Annotated in this window: 17 protein-coding genes and 1 pseudogene; 6 read left to right on the top strand and 12 right to left on the bottom strand. The window is 38.5% G+C overall.

All coding sequences use genetic code 11. The features are described 5' to 3' along the window. A partial coding sequence (locus AC1DSL_RS10955) for a hypothetical protein (RefSeq protein ID WP_477532192.1) occupies nt 1–465 on the top strand: 465 nt, incomplete at its 5' end. 47 nt (nt 466–512) lie between these two features. Here the strand turns inward: AC1DSL_RS10955 and AC1DSL_RS10950 are convergent. Together AC1DSL_RS10950 and AC1DSL_RS10945 are read right to left on the bottom strand one after the other, a co-directional pair. Beyond that, nucleotides 513–1,061 carry a GNAT family N-acetyltransferase gene (locus AC1DSL_RS10950; protein WP_477532191.1) on the bottom strand — a complete coding sequence of 183 codons (549 nt, stop codon included), beginning with the start codon at nt 1,059–1,061 and terminating at the stop codon, nt 513–515. Between the two features lie 17 nt (nt 1,062–1,078). Further along, entirely contained in the window at nt 1,079–1,564 is a 486-nt protein-coding gene (locus AC1DSL_RS10945; protein ID WP_477532190.1) for a DinB family protein, read from the bottom strand. Nucleotides 1,565–1,713: 149 nt separating this feature from the next. Here AC1DSL_RS10945 and hutH point away from each other — a divergent pair, with 149 nt between their 5' ends. Further along, complete coding sequence (gene hutH / locus AC1DSL_RS10940) at nt 1,714–3,240, top strand: histidine ammonia-lyase (RefSeq protein ID WP_477532189.1); 1,527 nt, start codon at nt 1,714–1,716, stop codon at nt 3,238–3,240. Between the two features lie 169 nt (nt 3,241–3,409). Here the strand turns inward: hutH and AC1DSL_RS10935 are convergent. Then, nucleotides 3,410–4,624, bottom strand: a pseudogene (locus AC1DSL_RS10935) (NAD(P)/FAD-dependent oxidoreductase). 214 nt (nt 4,625–4,838) lie between these two features. Between AC1DSL_RS10935 and AC1DSL_RS10930 the strand changes: the two are divergent. Further along, nucleotides 4,839–5,798, top strand: coding sequence for a nucleoside hydrolase (locus tag AC1DSL_RS10930; protein ID WP_477532188.1), 960 nt, complete (start codon nt 4,839–4,841; stop codon nt 5,796–5,798). A 34-nt stretch (nt 5,799–5,832) separates the two neighbouring features. Here the strand turns inward: AC1DSL_RS10930 and AC1DSL_RS10925 are convergent, their stop codons facing one another. Genes AC1DSL_RS10925 through AC1DSL_RS10915 form a run of 3 tightly spaced genes read right to left on the bottom strand, consistent with a single transcriptional unit; the run spans nt 5,833 to nt 9,636 of the window. Then, nucleotides 5,833–6,957, bottom strand: a complete 1,125-nt coding sequence (locus AC1DSL_RS10925; RefSeq protein WP_477532187.1) for a Ger(x)C family spore germination protein — start codon at nt 6,955–6,957, stop codon at nt 5,833–5,835. Next, complete coding sequence (locus tag AC1DSL_RS10920) at nt 6,954–8,066, bottom strand: GerAB/ArcD/ProY family transporter (RefSeq protein ID WP_477532186.1); 1,113 nt, start codon at nt 8,064–8,066, stop codon at nt 6,954–6,956. The genes AC1DSL_RS10925 and AC1DSL_RS10920 overlap by 4 nt, the downstream gene beginning before the upstream one ends. A 16-nt stretch (nt 8,067–8,082) precedes the next feature. After that, nucleotides 8,083–9,636 (bottom strand): spore germination protein, encoded by a 1,554-nt coding sequence (locus AC1DSL_RS10915; protein ID WP_477532185.1) that lies wholly within the window; start codon nt 9,634–9,636, stop codon nt 8,083–8,085. 171 nt (nt 9,637–9,807) lie between these two features. On the opposite strand from AC1DSL_RS10915, the gene AC1DSL_RS10910 reads away from it, so the two are divergent. Both AC1DSL_RS10910 and AC1DSL_RS10905 read left to right on the top strand, forming a co-directional pair. Then, a complete protein-coding gene (locus AC1DSL_RS10910; RefSeq protein ID WP_477532184.1) occupies nt 9,808–10,374 on the top strand; it encodes an NADPH-dependent FMN reductase in 567 nt (188 codons plus the stop codon). Next, a complete protein-coding gene (locus AC1DSL_RS10905) occupies nt 10,374–11,264 on the top strand; it encodes a 5'-3' exonuclease (RefSeq protein ID WP_477532183.1) in 891 nt (296 codons plus the stop codon). Before AC1DSL_RS10910 ends, AC1DSL_RS10905 begins: the two co-directional genes overlap by 1 nt. 44 nt (nt 11,265–11,308) lie before the next feature. On the opposite strand, the gene AC1DSL_RS10900 is transcribed toward AC1DSL_RS10905, so the two are convergent. Both AC1DSL_RS10900 and AC1DSL_RS10895 read right to left on the bottom strand, forming a co-directional pair. After that, a complete protein-coding gene (locus AC1DSL_RS10900) occupies nt 11,309–11,836 on the bottom strand; it encodes a cysteine peptidase family C39 domain-containing protein (protein ID WP_477532182.1) in 528 nt (175 codons plus the stop codon). A gap of 132 nt (nt 11,837–11,968) precedes the next feature. Continuing rightward, the gene (locus AC1DSL_RS10895) at nt 11,969–13,414 is read right to left on the bottom strand and encodes a catalase (protein WP_477532181.1); all 1,446 of its coding nucleotides are present in this window, start codon (nt 13,412–13,414) and stop codon (nt 11,969–11,971) included. A gap of 218 nt (nt 13,415–13,632) precedes the next feature. Here AC1DSL_RS10895 and AC1DSL_RS10890 point away from each other — a divergent pair, with 218 nt between their 5' ends. Continuing rightward, the gene (locus AC1DSL_RS10890) at nt 13,633–14,499 is read left to right on the top strand and encodes a GNAT family N-acetyltransferase (protein WP_477532180.1); all 867 of its coding nucleotides are present in this window, start codon (nt 13,633–13,635) and stop codon (nt 14,497–14,499) included. 15 nt (nt 14,500–14,514) lie between these two features. On the opposite strand, the gene AC1DSL_RS10885 is transcribed toward AC1DSL_RS10890, so the two are convergent. The 4 genes from AC1DSL_RS10885 to AC1DSL_RS10870 form a co-directional block, all read right to left on the bottom strand. Then, nucleotides 14,515–14,982 carry an STAS domain-containing protein gene (locus AC1DSL_RS10885; protein ID WP_016429052.1) on the bottom strand — a complete coding sequence of 156 codons (468 nt, stop codon included), beginning with the start codon at nt 14,980–14,982 and terminating at the stop codon, nt 14,515–14,517. Between the two features lie 80 nt (nt 14,983–15,062). Beyond that, nucleotides 15,063–15,341, bottom strand: coding sequence for a thioredoxin family protein (locus AC1DSL_RS10880; RefSeq protein ID WP_477532193.1), 279 nt, complete (start codon nt 15,339–15,341; stop codon nt 15,063–15,065). Beyond that, complete coding sequence (locus AC1DSL_RS10875; RefSeq protein ID WP_477532179.1) at nt 15,317–15,625, bottom strand: spore coat protein; 309 nt, start codon at nt 15,623–15,625, stop codon at nt 15,317–15,319. Before AC1DSL_RS10875 ends, AC1DSL_RS10880 begins: the two co-directional genes overlap by 25 nt. Further along, complete coding sequence (locus AC1DSL_RS10870) at nt 15,622–15,882, bottom strand: hypothetical protein (RefSeq protein WP_477532178.1); 261 nt, start codon at nt 15,880–15,882, stop codon at nt 15,622–15,624. The genes AC1DSL_RS10875 and AC1DSL_RS10870 overlap by 4 nt, the downstream gene beginning before the upstream one ends. Nucleotides 15,883–15,905 lie beyond the last annotated feature (23 nt).

The following is a 15,905-nucleotide window of genomic DNA, read 5'->3' as shown; positions in this document are numbered from 1 at the left end:
ATTTCTGGAAGTGAAGTTGGAGAGTTAGAACAAATTATATACTTACAAAGCAATTACTTTGAAAAACCAAAAGAACTATTCGTACGTATTAACAAATTACAGGCACTTAATAAAGATGAAGCAATTCTTGTTGTAGATACTGAAAAAAATATTTTATTGAACAGTCCACGTGATGGAAGATTACACTTAGGTGAGTCTAGTAAAACTCACGCTGATTTCTTCTTAACACAGGCGAAAGATGTAAATAACAATTTTAGTTTAACCAGCATAATACAAGATGCCAATGGGAAATTAATACGTTCACCATCTACCTCAATGTTTTATGATTCAGGAAAATTGGAAAGTCATTGGACACTAGATTTTGATACTACCGACTATAAGAATCCACTAGAGCTCGAAATATGGGCATATCCAAATTACATTGAAGGCGATATTAAGGTAGAATTGAAAAAACCAAATAAGTAAAAAAAGAGGATGCCCACCCATTGTTGGGGCATCCTCATTTCTAATTATTAATAAAGTCGATTCCAGTCTTCAAGTGTTATGGAAAAGACGAAAGCATCGTGAGTTTTACCACCTTGATATAAATAATTTCTTAGCAATCCTTCTTTTTCAAACCCCATTTTCAACAATAGCTTCCACGAAGCTTCATTGTCGGGAAATGTAACGGCGCCAACTCGGGAAAGTTCAAGTGTATCAAAGCAATGTGACAAAACCTTCTCCAGTGCTTCTTTCACATAGCCCTTGCCCCAAAAATCTGGATGCAGGTCATAGCCAACTTCACATTTTTTGCTCCAAAGCTGCAGATTATTTAACCCGATTGTTCCAGCAAACTCTCCAGTTTCTTTTAGTTGGATGCCCCATCGTGCTGAACGTTTTTCCGTGAAGCCTTTATTCATATTGGTAATCATTTTCTCTGCTTGTTCCATTGTTGTGAGGGGGTCCATCCCATAGTAACGTGTGACATCTTCACGTGAGAATTGATTGAACAAGTGGACAGCATGGGATTGATTTAAGTCAATTAAGTTAAGTCTATCGGATTCTAGTACAGGAAAAGACAACAGGAAAACCTCCATAATTAGCTTTGAATTTCTTTTGCAAAATAAATGTAATCGACTGGAACGCCCTCCAAATCAAACTGACGCAGGAATGAAGTCACTTGGCCACGATGATAGGAAGAGTGGTTGATGAACGTAAAGAACATTTCGTCTCGTTTGTTGGAAAACGGAGCACCTTTTATATTGGTGAAATTCAATGTTTCTTTCCACTGTTCTTCAGTTAGAGTCGAGAAAAATTGTTCCATTTTTTCGTGTAAATCTGCAAATGCTTCTTTCGTTGATTGAACAGAACTCACATCAAACTGTTTCCATTCCGGCTTTGCAATACCGGTTAAACGTTTGTACCATAGATAATCAACACTGATGACATGTGAGTAAGTTTCACTGATAGATGGAAATGAATTTTTTGCTTCTTGGTGAAAGATAGATGCATCTAGTGATTCTATATGATTCAATAGTTTTTGCGTAGCCCATTTGTGATAATGAAACATCGATTGCCATTCCAATTGAATTCCCCCTCTAAAAAATGTGAATATTCCCCATTTTAACACTTTATTAAGATAGTACACTACCACTGCATCTTGTTATAATTTGGAAAATAGTAATTGCAGTTCATTATATACACACATATACTCGAAGTATAGGGGTGATTATAATGATCTTATTAACTGGTGAGAAATTAAATTTAGAAGAAATGCGATCCATATTATTTCAGAATGAAACAATAAATCTTGATTCAAATGCATTAACACGTGTTCAAAAAAGCCGTGAAGCGGTTGAGAGAATCGTAAGAGAAGGCAAAACAGTTTATGGCATTAATACGGGTTTTGGTAAGTTCAGTGATGTCAGCATTGATGAGGAAGATGTACACGCACTACAACTCCATTTAATCCGTTCACATGCATGTGGAATTGGTGAACCATTTGAAGAACGAGTGTCCCGTGCAATGGTCGTCTTACGATTGAATGCATTATTGAAAGGTTTCTCGGGTATTCGAGTAGATGTATTAGAACGATTGGCTTACATGGTCAATCATTCCATTCATCCAGTCATTCCTTCACAAGGATCTCTAGGGGCATCCGGTGATTTAGCACCTTTGTCTCATTTGGCACTTGTATTGGTGGGGGAAGGGTTTGTCTGGCATGAGGGACAGCAAATTCCAGCTCATGAAGTATGGGGGAATAAAGGTATTGAACCATTAGTGCTGGAAGCAAAAGAAGGCTTGGCGCTGATTAATGGTACGCAAGCCATGACAGCTCAGGGCGTGGTGAACTGGTTGGAAGCGGAGACTCTCGCTTACCAAAGTGAATGGATTGCTGCGATGACGATGGAAGCGCTTCACGGTATCACAGATGCGTTTCATCCAGCCGTCCATCAGGCACGTGGATATGTCGAGCAAGTAGATGTGGCACGTAGAATGCTAGAGTGGTTGCAAGGCAGTCAACTAGTTACAACTCAAGGTGAAAAACGTGTTCAGGATGCCTATTCGCTGCGTTGTATTCCACAAATTCACGGAGCCAGCTGGCAAGTGCTTGGTTATGTAAAAGAGAAGCTTGAAATCGAAATGAATGCAGCAACAGATAATCCATTGATTTTTGAGGATGGGGAAGTCATCATTTCAGGAGGTAATTTCCATGGTCAGCCGATTGCTTTTGCGATGGACTTTCTGAAATTAGCAGTTGCGGAGCTTGCGAATGTTTCGGAACGCCGAATCGAACGATTGGTCAATCCACAATTGAACGAAGGATTACCGCCTTTCCTAAGCCCACAACCAGGACTTCAATCAGGTGCCATGATTCTGCAATATGCGGCGGCAAGCTTAGTATCGGAAAATAAGACGCTTGCACATCCAGCCTCGGTTGATTCAATCCCATCTTCGGCTAATCAGGAAGATCATGTGAGCATGGGGACAATCGGCGCACGTCATGCTGGAAATATGATTCAAAATGCACGACGCGTGTTGGCAATCGAAGCTTTCTGTGCATTGCAAGGTTCGGAGTACAGAGGCAAAGATAAAATGTCTCCATTGTTACAGGATAAATGGAATGAATTCAGAGCATTTGTCCCATCGATGGATGAAGACCGGATTTTCAGCACAGATATCGAGCGAATCAGCGTACATTTAAAGAACGAAACTGCTTCATCAATTTATGCAAAAAAAGAGGCTGTAACCGTCCAGTAAGCGATGAGTCAAGATGTCTCAAAGGTCGTTTTCAGACGTGAACCTGCAAAAGTCAGATGTGAACGCTACTTTTTCAGTCGTGAAACCCAAAAAGTTAGACTGAGTTATCGCTCAGCTACTCAACGAGCCAATAAAAAAGCAGTCTCCATTTTTGGAGACTGCCTTTAACTTATTTAACACCATATTTACGATCCAGTTGCACTAAATGGGCATCGGGGTGATGGCCATCAATTATTAAATCCCTCAATATTTGTGAACCAAACATGCTATAGACTGTACCATTCCCACCATATCCGAGTAAATAATAATGATTTTTCTTGGTAGGATGTTGTCCGATAAATGGCATGTTATCCTTCGATTCACCGAAGGTAGCGCCATAAGCATAATCCAGTTCAATTTGAAAATGAGGGAAAAGTTCTTGTATTCGAATCAGCAACTTTTCGGCTTTTTCATTAATCAGTTCCAGTGATTTCGGCGCATGGGCTATCTCTTCATCCAAACCACCAACAATGATTCGATTATCTGTTGTTGTTCGAATATAAAGATATGGTCTAGCTGTTTCCCAAATAAACGCTCGTTGATACCATTGTGTAATCTGGTCAATGGGTTTTGTTACAACTGCATATGAACGATTGATTTTTGCACCAATCCTTTTCCCAACCGGAGTAGTTTCATAACCCGTTGTATAAATTATATGTTTAGCATTAAAAGTACCTGCAGTTGTCTTTATTAATATGCAGTCCTCTTGTGTCATTGAATCTGTCACTTCAACAAAATCGAATAAATGCGTCCCTTTTTCTTCAATCAATTCTAATATTCCATTCACTAAGCGATACGGATTCATTTCGGCATCCTCATATGTCACAAATGCGCCAGGTTTTGTGAAAGACACATTTTCCGACATTTCATCAGGGGTCCAGTAATCACATGGAAAACCATGCTTTCTCAATGTTTCGTACTCTTCTTTTATTTTTTTGACATCAGCATCTTAACTTGCGAAACAGATACTTGGTCGTACGATAAAATCAGAAGAAATAGGAAGACGATTTGATATGGTTTCTAAATCCTTAACGGCTTCCAAACACATTTGATAATATCGTACAGCATCCCGTTCACCAATTTGATCGATTAACTCATGTAGCATAATATCATTCGAATACTGAATGAACCCGGTATTTACCATTGTACTGCCAGTGGCCAATTGTCGTTTATCCAATATCGCTACGCTTAGCCCGGCATCGGTTAAAGCCAATGCAGTCAAAGCCCCTGACATGCCACCACCCACAATGACAACATCATAGCAATCCAACCTTTCGTTAACTTCAAAAGGTTTTCTAAGTGGGAAAGTAGTCGGCCAGAAAAGTGAGCCATTATGTATATCCATTCAGTATTCTCCATTCTTTATTTTCTACTTAGTTATTACCCAAATGTTACACACTACTAGCCCGATTTTCTTTTTTCGATATACTTTTTTCTGTCATTGAACTTTTTTACAATAGTTTCCTGCACGAAATGGTATATCTCAAAAATATAGAGCGTATATAAAAAAAGAACTAGATTGTAAGAGAGTGGCTATTATATCTAAGAGGTGGTTTAGAGTGAAGAAAGTGTTGTTTTTTGGGGATATCGGAATTGATGATACAATGGCTTTAATTTATGCGTATTTACATGATGAAATTGAAATAGTAGGTGTTGTTGCGGACTATGGGAATGTTTCCAGGAAAGATGCAGTTTCTAATATTCACTATTTATTCGATTTGTTTGATTTCCCAAAAGATATTCCTGTTATTTTAGGCGCTGAAGTTCCTTTGACGGGTGAGCAACCTATTTTTTATCCAGAAATCCACGGGGAACATGGGCTTGGACCAATTATTCCAGTAAAACAAGGGACAATCGATGAAAACTTTCTTGAAATTGTAAAAATATTAGAAGCGCATCGGGATGAATTGGTCATTGTAAATGTAGGACGCCTTACATCGCTCGCGACCATGTTCATTTTGTATAAAGACCTAATGAGTTCGGTACAGGAATTCTTCATTATGGGCGGGGCATTTTGGGTTCCAGGGAATGTCACAACTGTGGCTGAGGCAAACTTTCATGKGGATCCTGTAGCGGTGAAGATTGTTCTTACATACGCAAAAAATGTAACCATTATCCCTTTGAATGCATCACAAAAGGCAATTGTCACTCCCAAAATGGTCGAGTATATTGATCAATTTGGTAAAGCCAAAATCATTAAACCTTTAATGGAATTCTATATTGAATTTTATAAAAAACGTAATCCCTTGCTTACAGGGGGACCTCTGCACGATGTGCTGACCCTAATGGCAACAATTCAACCGGAATTATTTATCTTTGGAAATTCGACCGTTGAAATTGTACAGCGTTTGGAAGGATCAGAACGAGGGCAAAGTATCGCGAATATAAAGAACGATATTGAATCAAAAAATGACGGAAATAAAAAACATCGCATCGCATTCGATATCGACTATGACAAGTTTTTTAAACAGTTTATGTCTGTCATGATTGGCCAACATACTCGTAATGGAGAACAATAAACAGAGAAAGAGGGATAAGAATATTCGCTCAAGCTTATTCGAAAATCCCACTTCTAAGAACGGTAAAGTCCACTTTAAAATTTACTTTCGCGTCCTTATACATCTCATGCCATTTTTCATAAGTGAGATTGGGCTCTCTGACCGAGCTTCGGTAAAATTCACCTAAACCAAAAACATCGGAGTCCACTTCCTGACAATAAACGAGTATTTTTGCAAGGTTCTTGGACATACTTTTCTCGATTTCTTCTTCCAATTTCTGCACATTTTTTGGATTGTCCATATCCATATTTGCTTCTATTTCTAATAATCTTCCACGAACTGTGAATTGCATGTCGAATTCCGGTGTGTCCGGATTAATGAGTTTCAATTTTTTCTTCGTAGAGATAGTATCAATCACTACTGTAATATCTTCTTGAGATTCCTGTGTTTGTGAAGCTGGTAGTGATTCTTTAGGAATCTTCGTTTCAAACATGGCGGCCTTATGAAAATCTCTAGCCAATTTAAGGTAAAAACTATTTTCAGCCGATAATTTCCCGACCATTTTGTCTTTGTTGAATAAAGCAACTCCTGAAATTTCCACAATTTCATCCTTTCTTTTAATTATGGGTAAAGCAACGTCCCTACCTAGAGAGTAATAATCGTGTGCTACTTCATGAATAGTGGATGAAATCATTTGTTCGCTCTTGATGTTTTGTTCTAGCAACTTGAAGATATGGATTCCTATATCTTCGATTTCCTGATACTGATATTCAAGTAATGATTTTGTTTCACCCTCAACAACAGCCACATACAAGCCACCGCTCGTCTCGGAATTCTTCGAAAGAGTATCAATATAATGAGCAATTCCGTCTTTTGATATTTCTTCTCCAAACAAGACGACTCGCATCTGACCGGTCACGTTTTTTTTCGATGTTTTTCTATTAATATCAGTACGGGCACCACGAATAGTTTCATTCTCAGCCGAAATTACTTCTACATTACTTTGGAATTCTGGATTCACTTGACGAACGACTGCTGTTACCGACAATTTATCGTCTTCTCTCAAATCATATCCAAGTAAGGTTGTCAATCCAATCTGTTCCAGCAATTTCTGTTCCGCACATCCAACCAACGAAACAAAGAGAACAACGAATATGAAGCCAAGTTTTATTTTTTTCATATCTTTTGCTCCTTACGAGTCCGATATTTCTTTTTCATTATTGCGAGAAAGTATATAAAGATGGGATAAACAAATATGACATAAAATCCAACTTTGGAAAAGTAAGTGTTCACCGCATTGATTTGGGTACGAGTTTCAATGGAAAGAGAGAGCATAAAGATGACAACCGAAAACAGCCAAATAAATTTGTTTGAATTTACTTTCACCAATCGTAAGCTTCCCCGATAAGCAGCCCATAGGTATAGACAAAGGTTGGGCAAAATCACTAACATCCAAAAGCAAACGGCAATATATTCAAACCGTTCGATAAACGGAAAATGGACGACGCTGAATAATGTTAAGGTGGCCCAAATCGATTTATTTAATTGTTCTGGGCTGAAGTATGTGATAGAAACTAATATGACAGATAGATAAATGATCGTAGTTGCCAACAATCCAAAATGTACATGCTTTTGTACTTTATTTTTATCCTTGATGAATGGGTAGATCACATTGAGTATCTCAAACCCCGCAATAGTAAACGTCATGGACTGTGCACCTTTTAAAATTCCGATAATATCGGTTTCCATTATGGGCAGCAAACTTCGCGCCGAAGTAAATTGAAGTGGATATACCAACATGGGCAAAAGCCAAATGGACAGAACGAAACTGAAAAATGAAATCCCAACAATAACACGCAGTCCACCTGTAAAAGCGTAGATGACTATCAGCAGTAAAGTAGCGGAAATAAACCACGTACTCAAGTTCGGAAAAACCCACGTTTGAACCACTTCAATATAGTTTCGTAATACAGAGAAAAATGCAGTTGAACAATACAATATATATAAAAGATTTAAAAAGTTGCCGAACCATTTTCCGAAAATGTCTTGATGGATGCCGTATAAATCATTCGAACCGTAGATTTCCAGAGTTTTAATCATAATAATCGCGATAATATGAGTGGCAATTCCGACGAGCAGAACAGAAATCCAGGCATCATGTTTGGCGTCCTGATAAATGACACGTTGGAAGCCATGGATACCAACACCTACTTGAATCGTATGAATCACAAAAAAAAGTAGAAAAGCATTGATCATCTCTTGGTTTTTCACATGTATGGTGTTGTTCACTCAAATCACCTTCAGTTCAACTTTTTTCTGGATTGATTGGTTCTGGTTGATATTTATCTGCATCCTGTGGCCTTGCATTTGATTGCCTTTTGTAAGCAAATGGTAATGGTAACCTAATGATACTATCTCGCCAATCCTTAAAACGCGGGGGATAGAAAGGAGCAGTGTATGGTGCTCCCAAACTAGACTGACGAATCAGGTGAGTCAAGATGAAGCAAAAACCGAGCATGATTCCATAAAAACCCCAAAAACCCGCTAACAAAATCAATGGAAAGCGGATGACCCGAATGACGTTACCCATCATAAAGCTTGGCGTCGTAAAAGAAGCCAATGCGCTTAGCGCAACAATGATAATAAGAATATTACTCGTAATCCCGGCTTGTACCGCCGCGGTTCCTATCACGATACCGCCTACGATACCGATGGTTTGTCCAACTTTGGTCGGTAATCTTGCCCCTGCTTCCCTTAATAATTCAATTATCAATTCCAGGAGTAATGCTTCAATTATTGGTGGGAATGGCACTAGAGCTCTGGATTCGCTTAAAGGAACTAACAGCGATTGAGGGATGACTTCATAATGAAAAGTCAGAGCTGCTACATACATAGGTGTCAAGTAAATGGACAAAAATACGGCACCGAATCTCAATAGTCGAAAAAAGGAAGCGATTGGCCATCGCAGGTTTTGATCTTCCCTGCTTTGAAAAAATTCAATGAACGCGTATGGGCATAATATTGCCATGGAACTGCCATCCACAAGGATGCCTAATTTACCATTCAGCAACCCTTCGCAAAACCTGTCCGGTCTTTCAGTAAGAAGCATCTGGGGAAACGGTGATAAAGAATTGTCATCAATCATTTCAGCAAGAGTCGAACTATCCAATAAGGCATCCAGCTTTAAGCTGGTAATCCTGTCTTTCAACGTATTCACCATGTCCTCGGATGCAATGCCCTTGATATATAAAAGGGCAATCGTTGTATTCGTTTGTTTTCCAACAATAAATTTTTCATTGCACAGCTCAGGATTTTTAATATACCTTCGAATTAGTGATTCATTGGAAGACAGGCTTTCATTGAATCCGACCTGTGCCCCGATTACCTGTGATTCATTTTCAGGTGCTGTCAAGCTTCGGGACTCTTTCGTCGTGATTTTTGCCATTACAACTTGAGAAAATCCATTTATATGAATCAGTGCCGTCCCGTTATACATAGAAAGTACGGAATGATCCAGTTGTTCATCCAAATCAACCTCGGGCAGGGAAAGTGCAGATTTAAGACTTTCAGGTGATTCATACTCTTTTCTTAAAAGGTCTGGAAGGAGCTGTTCTTTTATGGTTCGGCCATCCACCAAACTATCTATGTAAGTAAGCGTGAGATTTGGAGAAATTGTTTTGACAACTAAGTCAGTTGGATTGTTGGTTGCTTTTTTAATAGCCTTTAAATAATCTTCTGATGAGATTGGAAACAATTTTTCATTATGAACCTTACTTGCTTTTTCATCTTTGTGATTTTCGCCATCTTCAACAGTCGGTTTATTCTTCGAGGAAGACTGTCTGCTCTTTTTTTTGAACATTTCTTTCCCTCCTTTTACAACCCTTTCTTTTAGAATAGGCTCCAGGAAGATAATCTATACGCATAATTCAAACGTAATAATATTTTTTGACATTTATAGATTACGGACTTTCGTACAGTTCGATCTGCATTTGTTATACTGAAACAAGATATTTTAAAAGGAGAGATTCCAATGAAAACATTCGCCTTGATCGCTGGAAGTTTGCGGAAAGAATCATTAAATCGAAAGTTACTTGCCTACTTAAAAGAAACGTACAAAGTGGACATGAAAATGGAGTTTATTGAAATCAATGAGTTTCCATTGTTTAATGAAGATATCGAAGCTGAGGTTCCTGAACAGGTGAAAAAAGCCATCCAACTGATACAGGAATCTGACGGTGTGCTGATTGCGACGCCTGAATATAACCATTCAGTGCCTGGGGCATTGAAGAATGCATTAGATTGGCTTTCAAGAAAAGAAAAAGTTTTTATTAAGAAACCAGTTTTGATCATGGGTTGTTCAGGAGGACCAGTAGGAACATCACGTGCTCAAAATCATTTACGATTAATATTAAATTCACCAGGACATCAAGCGTTAACACTACCTGGAAATGAAATTTTGATTGGACTAGCACCAACGAAATTTAATGATAAAGGAACACTAACTGATGAAAAGACCGTAATATTCATTAATGGAGTCATGAAGAAATTCATTACATGGATCGATACTACAAAAGAGTGGCAGAAAGAGGAGATATAATGCAATCCAATCAGAGGCCCCACATTTTATTAGTCGACGGAATGGCACTTTTATTCCGTTCGTTTTTTGCAACTTCAGTCTTTGGACAATACTTTAGAAATGAACAAGGTGTCCCAACTAATGGTGTTCAAGGGTTTGCCCGTCATGTGATGAGCGCAAAACAAATTATGCAACCGACTCATATGGCCATTTGTTGGGATATGGGTATGCACACTTTCCGCAATGATTTGTTTGATGGATACAAATCCAACCGTCCTGCTCCGCCTGAAGAAATGCTGCCTCAATTTGATATGGCTAAGAGTCTTTCTGAAATGCTTGGCTGGAAAAACTTTGGGGAAGTTGGGATGGAAGCGGATGATTTAATTGGCTCCATGACATGCAAGTGRCAAAATGAAGCAGATATCACCATCGTAAGTGGAGATAAAGATTTATTGCAATTACTCAATCCCACAACTAAAATCGCTTTTACGAAAAAAGGGTATAACATCTATGACGAATATACATACGAACGTTTTGTAGAAGAGTATCAAATTGAGCCTTCGGTTTTTGCCGATGTGAAAGCATTTATGGGAGATTCGAGTGACGGGTACCCGGGAGTTAAAGGAATAGGACCGAAAAGTGCACTTCAACTTATTCAAAGCTATGGTTCTGTTGAAGGAGTCATTGAGGCGTTACCGGAGTTAAAGCCAGGTCAACAAAAGAAGATTCAGGAAAACCTGGACATGTTACGATTGTCAAAAAGACTTGCTACGATTCATTGTGAAATGGATTTGCCGATTGAACTTGATCAATTGATTGTACCTTCATACAGTCARCAATTATTAACTCAGGTAGAGGAAGCTGGATACGGCATTACGAGTCGGTATGCTAGAACTTTATATTCGATTTAACTTTATTTGGAGGAAACTTGGTCGTGTCTGAAGTTACTCGTCTCTTAAACGAGCATTGTCAGTAATTCAAACTTCTTAGTATTTGGGGATATTTTTACGAACGTTAAAATACCTTTGTTCTTTTCATATGAAATTTGGCGATTTCTTCCACCATTATCGTGGATGATCAGCATCAAGTCGTTTTCTTTTTCTTCAAACCCGATGAGCGGGACCCAATGATAGGAAAAATCATAAGAGCTGAACCAGTGAAATGAAAAGTACCGATCAAATTTACATGCCACCGGTCTTCCGGCTMGTAATTCTTCTTTTGCTTCTTCCATCGAACAGGTATCAATATCCCAATTAGGGCCGAGAAGTTTCCGTAAATTATGTTTTAAACGCCATGTAAATAAACCAATTCGAGTACATCCCAGTAAACGGTATAATCGATTCGCATCATAAGGACATGAATTCGGCATCAAGTAACGCAAAATGGTCAGGGCAGTAACAGGTCCACATGCAGATTTCTGATACTGTGTTTTGATTGATCTATCAAATTGCGATAGACCTTGTAATTCTAATTGAATACGCATAATGTCACCTCAGTGAAAAAAGAGTTTTTCCGTCTGATTTAACAGTACGGAAAAACTCTTTTTCTGTAAACTTTGAAGCTTTCGTTGCCATTTAAAATGGTAGAAAAACTCCAAATCTAGCTATCTATCAAATTATAAGTATTGATGAATGTCTACGTTTGCACCTTCGGCAAGTGCATTTCCAAGCGATTCATCGGCGCGGTGGAAGTTTGCTATCGCACGCCCTACGATGTCACGATTTTGGATGGTAGAGAATTGATCTAGCAAGTTTTTAATGAGCGTTAGTTTTGTAGACTCATCATAACTACGGTAAATTTCACCAGCCTGGCCGAAATTATTTGTTTTCTCGATATGATTCTTACCTGCAACGACAGTAATAGGTTGATTGACTTCTTTAAATTCTGGTGCTTCTTTAGGTTCTGTATCGAAACTATTAGGCTCGTAATTAATGCGTGAAGTTTGTTGGCCAATCGGCATGAAACCATCACGTTGGTTATTGTGTACAGGAACTTTTGGTTGGTTAATCGGCAATTGCAAGTAGTTCGGTCCTACACGGTGACGCTGAGTATCTGAATAAGAGAACAGGCGACCTTGCAGCATTTTATCTTCAGAAGGCTGAATACCAGGTACAAGTACACCAGGATTAAATCCAACAGATTCTGTCTCTGCAAAGAAGTTATCCACGTTACGGTTTAATATCATCGTACCAACCAACTCATAAGGGAAATCTTTTTCTAGCCAATCCTTCGTYGCATCTAGTGGATCGAAATCAAAGTTATCCATGTCCTCTGGTTTTAATGTTTGAACATATAAATCCCACTCAGGATAGTCACCACGTTCAATTGCTTCGTACAAATCACGTGTAGCATGACTAAAATCTTTTCCTTGCTGTTCTGCCGCTTCTTCAATTGTCATGTTTTTAATGCCCTGTTTAGGAACCCAACGAAGTTTTATATATGTAGTTTTGCCATCTTCGCTGATCCATTTGAATGAATGCACAGAAGATCCACGAATGTGACGGTAATCTTGAGGGATTCCTTCATCTGTAAACAAGTGAATGAGCATATTTGTCGATTCAGGCGAAAGACCCATGAAATCAAAAAGACGTGAAGCATCTTGAAGATTCGTACGTGGATCTGGTTTTAATGAGTGAATAACATCAGGGAACTTGATTGCATCCCGGATAAAGAATACAGGCAAATTATTCCCAACAAAATCATAGTTGCCTTCTTCTGTATAGAATTTTACTGAGAATCCACGTGGATCTCGAGCAGTTTCTGGTGAGTGTAGCCCGTGAATGACGGTAGAGAATCGAGTGAATACTGGCGTTTCTTGCCCTTCATTTTGTAAGAAAGCAGCTCTTGTATATTTTTTCATACTGTTTTTGACGACGAATGTACCGTGGGCAGCAGCTCCACGAGCATGTACAACTCGTTCAGGAACACGTTCACGGTCAAAGTGAGCTAATTTTTCTATTAATTGATAATCCTCTAAAAGTGTTGGGCCACGTTCACCCGCAGTTCGGGAATTTTGATTATCGCCGATTGGTACACCTTGGTTAGTTGTAAGCTTTTTCATTGTATCGACTCCTTATTTATAATTATTACAAAAAAGAACTAAGTCAAATGTAAAGTATATTTAAGTAATTATCAAGTAATATGATTGAGTGAAAGACTAAAAATTTTTACTAGCTTGTAGACTTGTAGAAGATGAAAAAATGCAATAATAGAAGAGAAAGAATCTTTCCACAAATTCAATCGTTAAGTTAAAAATCACTAACAAAGGGGGAATAACTGGTGAATATCACATATAAACGGTTATCATTGTTAAATTTTGAAGATGCACTTGCTTTGTTCAATAAAGGTTTTGAAGGATACCTAATCCCGATGCATTTAACAATGGAACAGTTTGTTGGACGCTTTGGCAACGAAGGATTGTCGGTGGAACTATCAGTTGTAGCTTTTGATGGAAACACACCAATTGGGTTTATTCTGCAAGGAATAAGAGAAAATGACGGAGTTAAAATTTCCTGGAATGGTGGTACGGGGATCATTCCTGAATATCGGGGTAAGGGCGTTGGACTTCACCTAATGAAAGAAGCAGAGCGCATTCTTGTGGAAAATGAAGTAGCCTTTGCAACTTTAGAGGCTTTGTCTGAAAACGAGCCTGCAATCAAATTATATGAAAAGTGTGGATACGAAATTCAGGATAAGGTTGTATTTTTATCTGGTTCCGGAAAACTAATCGACAAACTGCCTGAATTAGGAGAGTACGAATTAGAAAGATTTCCTGCGTTTCTAGCCATTGGATCAGATCTTTTTCCAACGCTCGTCCCGTGGCAAACAGCCGAGAGTGTCGCACCCAAAGTCGGTGGAGAAGTAGTGAATTTGTTAAAAGAGGGAGAAATAAAAGCATCCTGTTTAATTCGAAAAAGAGGAATTTATAATAATCCTTCTGAAGGAATTACCTTATTCCAAGTGGCTTCCAGAGACGAACAACATGAGGTTAACCTTCTATTGGCACATGCACTTGAATATGATCAACCTGTTAGTCGATCTACATACAACTTTATGACGGGTAAAGGCAATGTGGTATCTTTACTACAGGAAAGTGGTTTTGAAAATACAGCAATTTCACAAGTCTTTATGCTCAAGAAATACTAAAAAACAACCAATCATTCACCCAAGGGAGTGAAGCGATTGGTTGTTTTCTTTTAATAGACGTTGAAGAGCTGCGCGGAAATTCACATACGTTTCGATTTCCACTTGAATACCTGCATGAACTATTTCTCGGACAAATCGAGGATTAAAACCAACATAAATCGGACGAATACCCATTAGTTTAAGTGAGTTATTCAGTTGGTAAATTTCCGTTGCCAAATCATTGTAATCAAATGATGCAACGTCTTCTACTGTAACTCCAGTAAAATCAAAGATAGCTCGCTCCGTTTCACGATGGGTTCCTGCATATTGAAGTGCTTTGGTTTGAATCATATCAAAGCGTTCTTTGAACATATATCCGGCAATCGGAATCAATATTGTATTTGGTACGACAGAAGGAATCACTGGGGCAGACATGTTCTTGATAATATTTTCATAGTATTTAACTTTCTCTTTCAGTTGTTGCAATTCAAGTTCTTGAGTCATTTTACACCTCAGTGATTATTTTCACTAAGTATAGCATAATCTATTCTTGATTCTGCACGAAAAAAGGATAGACACGAGGTCTATCCTTTTTGACTCTGCAAAAATTCAGTTACTTGTTCAGGTGATTTTGCATTTGCACTGTGCAAATGAGCTTTCTTTTCGCTATCCTGATAAATCAGTAAGCTTGGAATGCCCATAACATCATACTTCTCAGCAATTTCAGGAAGTTCGTCGCGATTCACTTCGTACCAAGTGTATTGTTTATACTCTTCAACGATTGGATCAATGAACATGTCCATACGAGTACAATCAGGGCACCATCCAGCAGTGAATTTTACGATGACTTGTATCCCTGGAATTGTTGTGTCGCTTGTTGGATTTCTTTAGGATCTGCCGGTGTCAATTTATACCAACCATGCTTGAACATTAAGTCGTAAAGGCTACGTTGTTGTTTGGATGTAGCTCTTAATTGAGTGAAAATGGTTTGATATAGCGCATCATGGCTGGCCTCATGCATTGCCGTTGCATAAGAATTACATAAATATTTTTCAGTAGAAAGGGCATCATTTAAGATGTCGCGATCGTTTAATTGCGGTGTTTCAACATAAGGAGTTTGTGGATTTTTCACTGTTTGCTGATTCATGAAACAGAACCTCCTTCATTTTGTTTCAGTAACTTGAGCAACTCGTCGTAATGATTACTGTGCATTTGTTCAGCTGTCTCAAATTCCTTCTTCAAATCAGGGAGTTGGCAATTTTCAGCCGCCCAATTCATTTTTTTAGCTGCCAGCAAATTCCATGACATCATATCTGTCAAGTAGCTGAAATCTTTTGAAGAAACCATTTTAGGGGGTTCGGGAAATAAAATTGGCTGTTCTTTTTGTTGTGAAAATAAATTCATGTAATGTATCCTCCTTTTCGTTT

It is taken from the genome of Paenisporosarcina sp. P4_D4, assembly GCF_056401835.1.
The sequence above is the reverse complement of the archived record's forward strand: the minus strand, read 5'-3'. Positions and strand labels throughout refer to the sequence as shown.

What these genes read in the sequence shown, in the direction of transcription:
- hutH (WP_477532189.1), top strand. Translation starts at nt 1,714, where the DNA reads ATGATCTTATTAACTGGTGAGAAATTAAATTTAGAAGAAATGCGATCC.
- AC1DSL_RS10925 (WP_477532187.1), bottom strand. Translation starts at nt 6,957, where the DNA reads ATGAAAAAAATAAAACTTGGCTTCATATTCGTTGTTCTCTTTGTTTCG.
- AC1DSL_RS10915 (WP_477532185.1), bottom strand. Translation starts at nt 9,636, where the DNA reads ATGTTCAAAAAAAAGAGCAGACAGTCTTCCTCGAAGAATAAACCGACT.
- AC1DSL_RS10910 (WP_477532184.1), top strand. Translation starts at nt 9,808, where the DNA reads ATGAAAACATTCGCCTTGATCGCTGGAAGTTTGCGGAAAGAATCATTA.
- AC1DSL_RS10885 (WP_016429052.1), bottom strand. Translation starts at nt 14,982, where the DNA reads ATGACTCAAGAACTTGAATTGCAACAACTGAAAGAGAAAGTTAAATAC.
- AC1DSL_RS10875 (WP_477532179.1), bottom strand. Translation starts at nt 15,625, where the DNA reads ATGAATCAGCAAACAGTGAAAAATCCACAAACTCCTTATGTTGAAACA.
- AC1DSL_RS10870 (WP_477532178.1), bottom strand. Translation starts at nt 15,882, where the DNA reads ATGAATTTATTTTCACAACAAAAAGAACAGCCAATTTTATTTCCCGAA.